Annotated in this window: 8 protein-coding genes; 2 read left to right on the forward strand and 6 right to left on the reverse strand. The window is 63.5% G+C overall.

What is annotated here, in order from left to right; translation table 11 throughout:
* Positions 1 to 8: 8 nt before the first annotated feature.
* The gene (locus F3Y30_RS09610) at positions 9 to 2366 is read right to left on the reverse strand and encodes a PAS domain-containing sensor histidine kinase (RefSeq protein WP_203426210.1); all 2358 of its coding nucleotides are present in this window, start codon (positions 2364 to 2366) and stop codon (positions 9 to 11) included.
* Between the two features lie 179 nt (positions 2367 to 2545).
* Positions 2546 to 5194, reverse strand: a complete 2649-nt coding sequence (gene pepN / locus F3Y30_RS09615) for an aminopeptidase N (RefSeq protein WP_203426211.1) — start codon at positions 5192 to 5194, stop codon at positions 2546 to 2548.
* A gap of 274 nt (positions 5195 to 5468) precedes the next feature.
* Between pepN and F3Y30_RS09620 the strand changes: the two genes are divergently transcribed.
* Complete coding sequence (locus F3Y30_RS09620; RefSeq protein WP_203426212.1) at positions 5469 to 7775, forward strand: xanthine dehydrogenase family protein molybdopterin-binding subunit; 2307 nt, start codon at positions 5469 to 5471, stop codon at positions 7773 to 7775.
* Here the strand turns inward: F3Y30_RS09620 and F3Y30_RS09625 are convergent.
* Complete coding sequence (locus F3Y30_RS09625) at positions 7768 to 8877, reverse strand: methyl-accepting chemotaxis protein (RefSeq protein ID WP_203426213.1); 1110 nt, start codon at positions 8875 to 8877, stop codon at positions 7768 to 7770. The two genes, F3Y30_RS09620 and F3Y30_RS09625, sit on opposite strands and share 8 nt — an antisense overlap.
* Positions 8878 to 9175: 298 nt before the next feature.
* On the opposite strand from F3Y30_RS09625, the gene F3Y30_RS09630 reads away from it, so the two are divergent.
* A complete protein-coding gene (locus tag F3Y30_RS09630) occupies positions 9176 to 10111 on the forward strand; it encodes a DMT family transporter (protein WP_203426214.1) in 936 nt (311 codons plus the stop codon).
* Positions 10112 to 10223: 112 nt separating this feature from the next.
* Here F3Y30_RS09630 and F3Y30_RS09635 read toward each other — a convergent pair whose 3' ends face one another.
* The 3 genes from F3Y30_RS09635 to F3Y30_RS09645 form a co-directional block, all read right to left on the reverse strand.
* Positions 10224 to 11519, reverse strand: coding sequence for an MFS transporter (locus F3Y30_RS09635; RefSeq protein WP_203426215.1), 1296 nt, complete (start codon positions 11517 to 11519; stop codon positions 10224 to 10226).
* A 191-nt stretch (positions 11520 to 11710) separates the two neighbouring features.
* Positions 11711 to 11851: a hypothetical protein gene (locus F3Y30_RS09640; protein WP_203426216.1), complete on the reverse strand. Its 141-nt coding sequence runs from the start codon at positions 11849 to 11851 to the stop codon at positions 11711 to 11713.
* 55 nt (positions 11852 to 11906) lie between these two features.
* Positions 11907 to 12083 (reverse strand): hypothetical protein, encoded by a 177-nt coding sequence (locus tag F3Y30_RS09645; protein WP_203426217.1) that lies wholly within the window; start codon positions 12081 to 12083, stop codon positions 11907 to 11909.
* Positions 12084 to 12096 lie beyond the last annotated feature (13 nt).

Here is a 12096-nt window from a genome sequence, read left to right on the forward strand (position 1 = left end):
GGAGCGGACTACGCGGCCGCGTTGCGCCGTGCGGCGAGCCGCTCGCGCTCCGGAATGCGGACGGAGATGATCGTCCCCTTTCCCTCCTGGGAATAGATCCGCATCGCTCCGCCATGCAGGCGCGTCAGCGACCGGGAGATGGCGAGGCCAAGCCCCGAGCCGCCCTTGCTCTTGGCGTACTGGCTCTGTACCTGCTCGAACGGCTGGCCGATCTTGGCGAGCGCGGACTTCGGAATTCCGATACCGGTATCGGCGATCGTCAGCGTCACCGCGCCGTCGAGCTTGCGTGCCCGCACCTTGACCGTGCCACCATCGTTGGTGAACTTGACCGCGTTGGAGAGCAGGTTCAGCAAGATCTGCTTCATCGCGCGCCTGTCGGCGACCATCGAAAGTCCGCTCGCCACGTCCTGATCGACATGGATGCTCTTCTGCTGCGCCTGGATGCTCATGAGGCGCATGGTCTCCTCTATCAGCGGCGCAAGGTCGATGCTCTCGCAGCTAACCCGCATATGCCCCGCCTCGATCTTCGACATGTCGAGGATGTCGCTGATGACGTTGAGGAGATGCTTGCCGCTTTCGTGGATGTCGCGCGAGTATTCGTTGTATTTTTCCGAGCCCAGCGGCCCGAACATCTGGTTCTGCAGGATCTCGGAGAAGCCCAGGATCGCATTCAGCGGTGTCCTGAGTTCATGCGACATGTTGGCGAGGAATTCCGACTTCGCCCGGTTCGCCGCTTCGGCGCGCTCCTTCTCCGCCTGGTAATTGGCGTTGGCGATGGAAAGCTCCGTCTTCTGGCGCTCCAGAATGCCGCGCGAGGCTGAAAGATCGCCGATCGTCGCCATGAGCCGCCGCTCGGATTCGCGCAGGCGCACCTGATGCCGCTTCATCATGGTGATGTCGGTGCCGACGGAGACGAGGCCTCCGTCGCGCGTACGCCGCTCGTTGATCTGCAGCCATCGCTGGTCCGCGAGCTGCACTTCGAATGTCTGCGAGCTGTTGCTGCGGTCCGCGTCTGCGATCCGCCTGTCGATCACCGGCCGTGCCGCCGCAGCGTGGACGATCAACCGCTCGGTGCCGGGAACCAGAACCTCGTCCGGAAGGCCGTAGGCCTGCTGATAATGCGCATTGCACATCACGAGTCGGTCGTTCTTGTCCCACAGGACGAATGCTTCCGAAGTACATTCGATGGCGTCGGCCAGACGCTGGTCGGCTTCCTGGTAGCGTTGGGCTAGACGATGCTGCTCCGTGACGTCCATGGCGATGCCGATGATGTGCATGCGGCCGGAGGCCATGCGGATCAGCTGTGCGCGGGCGCGAAGCCATACGTAGTGGCCTTCCGCGTGACGCATGCGAAACACCTGGTCCACCTGCCGTGCCTCGCCCTTGGCGACGGCACGCGCAACCTGGTAGATCCCTTCATCATCCGGATGCATCAGCCGCGCCGCATCCCCGAAGGAAAGCACGCTGTCGCGCGGGATCATTCCGAGCATTTCGTACATCGACCGCGACCAGAACAGCCGCCTGCCTGCCAGGTCGAAGTCCCAGAGGCCGCAGCGACCACGCGCAAGCGCCGTCTCCACCCGCAGATTGGACTCGGCGAAGATCGCATCGGCATCGCGCGCCCGTTTCGCCTGGATGTAGTAGGCGTAGAGGATGACCAGGAGGATCGCAGAGGTGCCGGCAAACAGGGTGACGTTGAGCGCTACCTGGTCGCGCCAGATGACATCGAGGTGGCCGAGCGGATTGGCGACCACGATGAAGCCGGCGCGCTCGGGCATGCGTACGATGGAAACGTCGTGGTCTGCGCCGGCGATCTTCGAGCGCGTCACGCCCGCAGGGTCGCCGAAATAGTGCATGGCGGCGATCTCAGGCGCGATCCGCGCGATCGACGTGCCCACGTATCCGGCACCACCAAGCGAGCTGGCGAAGATCCAGCCGTTATCCTGCGCAAGAAGGACGAGGCTGCCCGCCGGGAGCCGGTCCTGCGGCAGGTGAGCCGCAAGAAGCGCCTCCATCGGCGCGCGTTCTGCCTTTGAGAAATCGGCGCCGGCCGTGCCTGCGAAGACAGCGCTGACCGCCGCGGCCGTCAGGGCCGTGGCATCACGGATCTCCGCTTCCATCCGGTCGTGTTCCGTCAGAATGTCGATCATCCGCGAAATGCCGACGATCAGCAGGAAGGCAACGATCAGGATCGGAATGGACCGCTTGAGGACCGGTTCCGCCCGCGTCAGATGGCGTGCGGCCGGGCCGGCGAATATCCGCCCGTGCCCGCTCAGCTCGTCTTCCCAGGCCGCCGTTCCCGGAAATTTGAGCCGAAGCCGCTCACCGGCTGCGCGTCCTCGTGGCGCGTCCGTCATTGTCTTCAACCTTGTGTCCTCTGGTGATTCGGTACGCCGCTCGTCCGAATCTGCCATAATGAATCAATTGTGATTCCGCTTGTCCAGAGGGAAAGGTAAATCTTTCTTAACCATTTATTATGGTTAGGAATTTGGGGGTTGAGTGGCACTCCGGCAGCAATCCAGGGCTGCCGGAACGCGATGCCGCATCAGCCGTTGAGCATCCGCTCGACGATGTCGGAGACATCAGGCGAAAGCTTGTCGTTCGACGAGATCGATCGAAGCGCGTTGCGTGCGTGATCGGCGCGCAACTCCTCGAGCGCCCTCCAGGACCGCATCGAGGTCAGGATACGCGCGGCAAGTTGAGGGTTCCTGGGATCGATGGCGAGGATCTGGTCCGCCAGGAAACGGTAGCCGGCACCGTCGGCGCGGTTGAAGCCGGTCGGGTTCGAAAAGGCGAACGTGCCGACGAGCGAGCGTACGCGGTTGGGGTTGGCGGCGTTGAAGAGCGGGCTCTCCATCAATGTCTGGATCCGCTGCAGTGCGCCTTCACCCGGAATGGTCGCCTGGATGGAGAACCACTTGTCGATGACCAGCGCATTGTCGGCGAAACGGGTCCGGAAAGTTTCGAGCGCCGCCGCGGTTTCCGGTGCATCGGGGAAGCGGTGGGCGAGAACGGTGAGCGCTGCGCTAAGGTCGGTCATGTTGTCCGCGTGCGCGAAGCTTGCCGCCGCCCGCTGGGGGTTTCCTTCGGCCGCGGCGAGGTAGGACAGCGCCGCGTTGCGAAGGGCTCTGCGCCCGGCGCTCGTAGCGTCCGGCGTGAAGCCACCCTCGACCCGGTGGCGGTCGAAGAGCTTGGCGAAGATTGCGGCACCCTGCCGGGCAATCGCCTGCGTGATCGTCTCGCGGCCCTTGCGGATCGCGTCCGGATCGTTGTTGCTGCCGAGTTCGCGGGCGACGTCGGCCTCGCTTGGCAGGTTCAGCGCCTGCGCACGGAAGGCGGCCTCGAGCGATTCATCGGCGGCGAGGAGGAGCAACGTCTCACCCAGCAGGGGATCGACCGTAATGTCCTCTCCCACCCGGGCCTTGCGCGCGGCCTCGACGAGATGTGGCAGGGCAAGATCGCCCACCGCCTGCCAGCGCGCGAAGAGATCCCGGTCGTGCCGCGCAATGTGCGCGAGGTCCGCCGGGGACTGTTTGAAGTGCAGGTTGATCGGTGCCGAGAAACCGCGATTGAGAGACAAGACAGGCCTGGACGCGATACCCGAAAAGACGGCGGTCTGCTTGCGTTCGGTGAGGTGAAGCACGTCCTCGGTGATCTCGATGCCTTCCACGGCCGTAGGCACGGCCTCGCTTCCGTCAGCCAGCAACAAGCCGAAGCGGAGCGGAATGTGCATCGGCTCTTTCGCGGTCTGGCCGGGCGTCGGCGGGATCATCTGCTCGAGCGAGAGCGTGAAGGTGCCCTTCGCCTGGTCATAAGCAGCGGAGGCCGTGACGAGCGGCGTGCCCGCCTGGTGGTACCAGAGCGAGAACTGGCCGAGGTCGCGATCGCTCGCATCCTCGAAGCACTTGACGAAATCCTCCACCGTGGCGGCCTCGCCGTCGTGGCGGTCGAAGTAGAGATCCATGCCTTTCTTGAACAGATCGCGTCCAAGGAGGGTCGCGATCATGCGCGTGACTTCCGATCCCTTTTCGTAGACCGTCGTCGTGTAGAAGTTGTTGATCTCGCGATACTTCGTCGGGCGCACCGGATGGGCGAGGGGGCCCGCATCTTCTGGGAACTGCTCGGACTTGAGGTGCCTGACCTCGGCCACGCGCTTTACGGCGCGCGAGCGCTGGTCGGCCGAGAACTCGTGGTCGCGGTAGACGGTCAGCCCTTCCTTGAGGCAAAGCTGGAACCAGTCGCGGCAGGTGATGCGGTTGCCGGTCCAGTTGTGGAAGTACTCGTGCGCGATGATCGCCTCGATATTGGCGTAGTCGGCATCGGTGGCCGTTTCTGGGTCGGCCAGCACGTACTTGTCGTTGAAGACGTTGAGCCCCTTGTTCTCCATCGCGCCCATGTTGAAGTCGGAGACGGCGACGATCATGAAGATGTCGAGGTCGTACTCGCGGCCGAAGACTTCTTCGTCCCACTTCATCGAGCGCTTGAGCGCATCCATGGCATAGGTGGCGCGCGGCTCCTTGCCGTGCTCCACGTAGATCTTGAGCGCCACCTCGCGGCCGGACATCGTGGTGAAGGTGTCTTCCACCACGCCCAGGTCGCCTGCGACGAGCGCGAAGAGATAGCTGGGCTTGGGATGCGGGTCGAACCAGGCGGCAAAGTGCTTGCCCTCGCCATAGCCGGCCCCACCGAGGAAGTTGCCGTTGGACAGAAGCAGCGGGCAGCTTTCCTTGTCGGCGATGATGTTAACCGTGTAGACGCAAAGAACATCCGGGCGGTCGTAGAAATAGGTGATGCGGCGGAAGCCTTCCGCCTCGCACTGGGTGCAGTAGACGCCGCCGGTGCGGTAGAGGCCCATGAGCTTGGTATTGGCTTCCGGGTTGATCTCGGTGTCGACCGTGATCTCGAAGCTGCCGCTTTCGGGCAGGTCCCGGATCGTCAACTGGTCGTCTTCCTCGGTGTAGCGCTCTGCTTCCATCGGCATGCCGTCGTAGAGCAGCCCGGTCATCTTCAATTCGTCGCCGTCGAGGACCAGCGGCGCGTCGGCAGGACTTCCCTCGCGACGGTGGAGCAGCATGCGGGAGGTGCACTTCGTCGCTGTCGGATCGAGTTCAAAGGTAAGGTCGACACGTTCGAGAACGAAGTCCGTCCGGCGATAGTCCGCCAGATGCATAATCCGGCCGCTGTCAGTTCGCATAGTCTGTCCTGCTCGGGTCCTTGGGTTCCGTCTCGGTTTTTCTTAGAGCAACTCTGCCGGGCTTTAAAGGACGGTTTATTCGAATGCTCGAAAGTTCTTAGCGGTATAGACTTAACATCTCATTGCTTCGAACTACCCGCCTAGAGATTTCGGCGAGGTCTTCGAAGCGATTCTTGCCTGTTTCAACCTCGACATTTGTGGCCCCCGACCTAATATCAGGGATGGCGGTGACAGTGCGTCACCATTCCTTCGTCACTCTCAGGATACCTCCGGCATGAATATGGCTACACCGAAATTCGGAGTGGGTGCTTCCGCATTGCGCAAGGAGGACCTTCCTCTTCTGCGCGGCGAGGGCGCCTATACAAGCGATATCGTCAAGGACGGGGAGCTCAGAGGCGTGGTGGTGCGCTCGCCCCATGCCTCGGCCTCCTTCCGGATCGTTTCAATCCAAGCGGCGCAAGAGGCGCCGGGTGTGCATCTCGTGCTGACTGCCAAGGACATCGAGCATCTCGGCGACGTGCCGTGTCTCATGCGGGTCACCCAGCCGGACGGCACCGAGCACGAGGTCCGCAATGCCCCCGTACTCTGTCGCGACCGTGTCCGTCACGTCGGCGACGCGGTGGCTTTCGTCGTGGCCGACACGCAGTCGCTGGCCGAAGACGCGGCGGAACTGGTGGAGATCGACTGGGACATGGACGAGGCCAATACCTCGTTGCCGCTCGCTGCCAGTGGAGATGCTGTGCTCGTTTGGCCCGAACTCGGCACCAACATCGTCTACGAGCACCAGACGGGAGACCCGGCGCCGGTCGCCGCAGCCTTTGCCACCGCCGCCCACGTGACCGAGATCACGATCGTCAACAACCGGCTCGTCAGCAACTACATGGAGACCCGCGCGGCCATCGGCCAATGGGACCGCGAGACCGGCTCCTTTACCCTGACCAGCGGTTCGCAGGGCGTGCATGGGCTGCGCCACTCCATCGCCCGCCATATTCTCCGGATCGATCCGGAAAAGCTCCGCGTCATCACGCCCGACGTCGGCGGTGGGTTCGGTACGAAGGCGTTTACCTACCGCGAGTATCCCCTCGTGCTGGAGGCCGCGCGCAGGCTGGAACGTCCCGTAAAATGGGTGGCCAGCCGCAACGAGCACTTCCTCGCGGATTCGCACGGGCGTGACAGCATCGTCAGGGCTGCCGCCGCCATCGATGCGGGGGGCAGGATGACGGCATTGCGGATCCGGATGGACGCCAACATGGGCGCCTATCTTTCGCAGTACGCACCGCTGATCCCGACCTCGGCGGCGATCATGGTGACCGGGGTCTACGACATTCCGCTGCTCGACATGCGCATTCGCGCCTTCTACACCAACACGACCCCCGTGGATGCCTATCGTGGCGCCGGGCGGCCCGAGGCGGCCTATGTGATCGAACGTCTGGTCGAGGCGGCGGCACGCGAGCTCGAGATCCCGCGCGAGGAGTTTCGCCGTCGCAACTTCATCCGGCCGGAACAGTTTCCATACAGGACGCAGGGCGGACGCCTCTATGACGTCGGTGAGTTCGACGGACACATGACCGCGGCCATGGCGCTGGCGGACTGGAGCGGCTTCGACGCACGGTCCGCAGAGGCGAAGGCGCGAGGGCGGCTCAGGGGTATCGGCATGTCGACCTACATCGAAGCCTGCGCCTTCGCCGGCTCGGAGCCTGCGAAACTCCAGCTGAACGAGGACGGCACGATCACGCTCTTCATCGGCACCCAGACGAATGGCCAGGGCCACGCAACCGCCTATAGCCAGTTCATTGCCGACAAGATCGGTATCGACTTCGACCGCATCGTCGTGCGCCAGGGCGATACCGCGGACCTTGCCCGCGGCGGTGGAACCGGTGGCTCCCGCTCCATTCCGCTCGGTGGCGTTTCGGTTGCCTCCGCAAGCGAGGGGCTCTCCGAGAAGATGAAGCGGATCGCCGGAGACGAACTGGAGGCGGCGGTTGAGGACATCGAGCTAGTGGCGGGCGAGGCGCGCGTCGTCGGGACCGACCAGTCTCTCTCCTTCGAGAGGATTGCAAAAGCCGCCAAGGCGGCGGACGACCTGGTCGCGATTGCGGACGTGGAGCAGGACGAGGCGACCTATCCGAACGGTACCCACATCGTCGAGGTGGAAATCGATCCGGAGACCGGGATCGTCGAGATCGTCAACTACCAGGCGGTCGATGATTTCGGCGTCACCGTCAATCCGGTCCTGCTGCTCGGCCAGGTGCACGGAGGCATCGTGCAGGGCATCGGCCAGTGTCTTAACGAGGAGGCCGTCTATTCCGAGGATGGCCAGTTGCTGACGGCGAGCTTCATGGACTATTGCATGCCGCGGGCGGCCGACACCCCCTTCTTCAAGTTCGAGACGCGCAACGTGCCCTCGACGACGAATGCCCTCGGCATCAAGGGCGCAGGCGAGGCAGCGACCATCGGCGCCTGTCCGGCGGTCATGAATGCGGTCGTGGATGCACTTTATCGAGCAAACGGCGTGACCGGGATCGACATGCCGGCGACGCCGCAAAAGGTCTGGCAGGTGTTGAACGGCGCTTCTACTTGACGCTGAGCGCGGCGTGGATGGCCGCATCATCCTCTGTCTGCTGAACGACGACGCCCGACCAGCCGAGCCCGTCATAGTCCTCGTAGCCCAGCGTCTTGGCGAAGGCGACAATGGCACCCTCCGGAGTGTAGTAGCTGCCGCGCATCTGGCCTTCGGTGCTCTTCAGCGCGAAGTTCGAGAAAACGAGGGCGGGCCGGGTCGAGGCGATGACCCGGTTGCGACCGTCGAGCAGCATGACCGTCGAGCGTTCGGCGACGTGGGGAGGCAGGTTGGCCTCCTTCTCCACGATCGTCTGCCCCTGCTTCTCCCAGTCGAAGTAGGCTCCGAGCGTACCCACGACCTTGCCGTCGGAAAGCCCTCCCTCGCGGATGGCGGCCGCGTAGACAATGGTCGGGCGGTTGGCGTGCAGGCCGCTCGGCTGCACCTGGTCGACCGCATATTCGTCGCCGCTTTTCGTCGCCATCGCGTCACGGAACCAGGGCTCGGACGAGAGGCTTGCCCCCTTGATCGCCTTGGCGAAGGAGCCGTTGGAGGATGCCACGACCCGCCCGGAAGTGTCGGTCATGACGAGATCGAGGTAGACCGAGTAGAACCTGTTGATGACGCCGAGCCTGCCGGCCGCGTTGGCGAAGCCACTCCCATCGGGCGCCTGCAGGGCCTGCCACAGCGCGGGATCCGTTGCCCACCAGCGCACGTCGGCCGTGCGCTCGAAGAGGTTGCGGACGATGAGCTGCACCAGCGTCTGCGCAAGATCGATGAGGCGCACGCCTTCCATCTGGTTCACGAGAGAGTCGGAGACGGAGCGACCGAGCGCGATGCGGCTCAGCACGTTCTTCTCGAACCTCTGCGCGATGCCGCTTGAAAGATCGGCCAGTCGCTGGACCTCGTTCGCCACGACGGCGAAGCCCTTGCCCGCATCTCCCGCACGTGCCGCCTCTATCGCGGCGTTGATTGCGAGAAGCCTGATCTGCCGCGCGATCGCGCTGTTCTCGCCGCTGAAATTTTCAAGATCGCCCCCGATGCTTTCGGTGATCGCCCGCATGGTGCGGGGTGTCGGCTGGAGCCCGGATGCATGCGCTGGCGTAAGCTGTTTCTGTTGCATGACGAAACTCTTGATCTGAAAACGTGTTGGGGAGGCGAAGGGCACCAACTGCAAATGGTAGAATTATGTGCAGTTATGGTTAATGCCTAATATTTGACAAAGAATGAATGGCGAGATCCGATGGTCAATGACGATGTTCCATCAATGCCGGTACGGGTCGCATCAGCAAATTTGATCGCACCGCGCGTTCGAGTCGGCTAAAGTCGCTGCCATCTTGCCGGCTCGCAGTCGGCCCTCCAGCAGCTGTCGCATGTCATATCCGGCCCGCTGCCGTGATCGCTGTACGAGTTGCGCTGCAATGGAAGTCTATCCGAATCCGCTCAAGGGAATCCTGCTCAAGGTTTCCTCGGTCGTTATCTTCGTCTGCATGTCGACGCTGATCAAGGCGGCCGGGAAGGACATCACGACAGGGCAGATCACCTTCTATCGTTCCGCCTTCGCCATCGTGCCGATCGTTGTCTACCTTGCCGCGCGCGGCGAGCTGCGGACGGCCTTCCAGACCGACGACCTGATTGGCCATCTCGCCCGCGGTTTCATCGGTATCCTCGCCATGAGCTTCGGCTTCTACGGTCTGGTGCACCTGCCGCTGCCGGAAGCGATCGCTATCGGCTACGCCATGCCGCTTATCGCGGTGGCGATCGCTGCGCTCTTCCTTAAGGAGGTGGTTGGCATCTACCGATGGTCCGCGGTCCTCATCGGGCTGACGGGGGTGATGATTATCACCTGGCCGCGCCTGACGTTGCTCGAGACGGGCGGGCTCGGGGAAGAGGAGGCTCTGGGGGCAATCTCGGTGTTGATGTCCGCGACACTCGGCGCCATCGCCATGGTTCTGGTGCGCAAGCTGGTCAAGACCGAGCGGACGCCGACGATCGTGCTCTATTTCTCGCTGTCGGCATCCGTGTTCTCACTTGCGACCCTCCCGTTCGGCTGGGTGGACATGAGCGGGCATGCGCTGCTGCTACTCGCGCTCGCCGGCTTCTGCGGCGGCGTGGCGCAGATCCTGCTCACCGCCAGCTACCGCTATGCGGACGTATCCACCATCGCCCCCTTCGAATACACGTCCATCGTGCTCGGTATCGCCATTGGATACGTCCTCTTCGACGACATCCCCACGGCAACCATGCTGGCCGGCACTGCGATCGTGGTTTCGGCAGGCATATTCATCATCATCCGCGAGCACAGGCTCGGCATCAAGCGCAAGGCGGCGCGCAAGCACCTGACCCCGCATGGCTGATGCATGCTTCCCGGGGGGCGGACGCCGCTTCTGCGATGAAGGCATGGGCAACGCAATGAGCTGAAGCATATCGCCCGCGTTCATCGGGCCGCGATGCACCTCATGTGCAGGCTCAACTGCGCCAGGTCGGGCTCGTCGTATCGGCGACCAGCGGTTCTTCGCCCAGTTCCTGCTGCATCGTTCCTGCGGCCGCGGGTGCGGCGCATTCCCCGCCGAGTGGCTGCGGCGGCATGGCCTGGTAATCGGTCTTGGCGACCATCCCGTCGGAAGCCTCGCGCCGCATGATCCGCCAGCCGGCATAGGCGGCGTAAAGGGCGAAATAGACTGCAAGTGTCGCAAAGAGGGAGGCGGGACCGAACCGCTCCATGATGGGGCCGACTGCCAGTGGCCCGGAAATCGTCCCGAAGCCGTAGACGATCAGCATGCCCGAGGAAACCTCGACATACTCGTCGGGTTGCGCGAGGTCGTTGGCATGGGCGACGTTGAGGGCATAGATCGGAAAGATCACCGAGCCGATGCAGGCGGCGATGAGATAGAGGTGCAGGGGCTCGGCACCCGTGGAGAAGGTCATGGCGATGCACGAGGCGGTGCCGATGATGCCGCAGAAGACCATGACCAGCCTGCGGTCCATGCGATCGGAAGCGCGGCCGATCGGAATCTGCGAGAGGGCGCTGCCGATAAGGACGGCAGCCAGCAGCGTGGCGCCCTGTGCGGTGGTGAGCCCCGTGCGCTGCGTGAAGACGCCTCCGAGGTTCAGCCATGCTCCCGACAGCGCGCCGGCGAGAAATGCGCCGACGACGGCGACGGGCGAGCGACGGTAGAGAGCGGCCAGACGGAAGCTCGCCTGTCTCGGGGGAGCAGGCAGCGGCGAGGAACTGAGCGCGGTCGGCAGCAGCGAAATCGAGAAGATGACGCCGCAGAGAATGAAGAGCGAGGTGTTCGACGGATCGCCGATCGGCACGAGGTACTGCCCCATGATCGTTCCGACCATCGTTGCGATCAGATAGATGGAGAAGACCGAGCCGCGGTTCTCATTGGTGACCCGCTCGTTGAGCCAGCTCTCTATGATGAGGTAGCTGCCCGCGATGGCAAAGCCCGAAACCGTGCGGAACAGCATCCAGGCGCGCCAGTCGACGACGAGGCCGCACAGAAGGATGCCGATCGACAGCAGCGTGATGAGCGCGACGAAGACCCGCACATGTCCGACCATGAGAACGAAACGCGGCGTGACGATGCATGAAAGCGTGAAACCGACGGTGTAGCCCGTCGCGATCAGCGAAATCGTCTGCGTGCTCCACCCCTCCGCGACCGAACGGACGGGCACGACATAGCTCTGCAGGCCGAAGGCGACCATCATCAGCAGCGTCGACAGCATGAGACTGAAGATCGAAGCGAGGCTGGCCAGCATGGGAAACGCTCCAGACGGGAACAGTAGGCAGGACGGCGGGCCGCGCGCGCCGCGGCCTTGTGCGAAGAGAATGTCGCTCTAAAGAAGGCGCGCCGCGCTGTCCATTGCGACAGGTGCTGACGCAAAAGAAAAGGGCGCGGCAACCGCACCCTTGGCATACGTGAAAATCTGGCGGCAATGCGCCGCGGCGGTCAACCGGGAAGGAATGTGCGCAGCGGCTGCCGTGACGCGGTGCCATGCGGCAGCGCGGCGAGGGTCGAGTACTGGCGTGAAGCCTTGACCGCGGTGCGGATGTCGTAGAGAGCGGACACGAACTTGGCTATGTGGGTCATGAGCACTCCGGGGCGTTCAAGCATGCGGGCCCTTTCGCGGAGCCCGTTCGATGGCTCAACGCTGGACGAAATCCGCGAAGATCTGCACGGGCCGGCCGATGCGCGAATATCCGATGGCGGTCATCTGCTCGTTGGCCGGCGCACGGACGCTTGCGAAGCCATAAGCCGGGCGAAGGCCGGAATGGCGGAGCGTCTCAAAGCTCGAATGGATGGGCCGAAAGCGGGCGGTCATTGCAATAGTTCCT

It is taken from the genome of Sinorhizobium sp. BG8, from assembly GCF_016864555.1.
Lineage (GTDB): Bacteria > Pseudomonadota > Alphaproteobacteria > Rhizobiales > Rhizobiaceae > BG8.

Coding starts and splice junctions, on each gene's coding strand:
- pepN (WP_203426211.1), bottom strand. CDS start 5,194: ATGCGAACTGACAGCGGCCGGATTATGCATCTGGCGGACTATCGCCGG.
- F3Y30_RS09620 (WP_203426212.1), top strand. CDS start 5,469: ATGAATATGGCTACACCGAAATTCGGAGTGGGTGCTTCCGCATTGCGC.
- F3Y30_RS09625 (WP_203426213.1), bottom strand. CDS start 8,877: ATGCAACAGAAACAGCTTACGCCAGCGCATGCATCCGGGCTCCAGCCG.
- F3Y30_RS09630 (WP_203426214.1), top strand. CDS start 9,176: ATGGAAGTCTATCCGAATCCGCTCAAGGGAATCCTGCTCAAGGTTTCC.
- F3Y30_RS09635 (WP_203426215.1), bottom strand. CDS start 11,519: ATGCTGGCCAGCCTCGCTTCGATCTTCAGTCTCATGCTGTCGACGCTG.
- F3Y30_RS09640 (WP_203426216.1), bottom strand. CDS start 11,851: ATGACCCACATAGCCAAGTTCGTGTCCGCTCTCTACGACATCCGCACC.
- F3Y30_RS09645 (WP_203426217.1), bottom strand. CDS start 12,083: ATGACCGCCCGCTTTCGGCCCATCCATTCGAGCTTTGAGACGCTCCGC.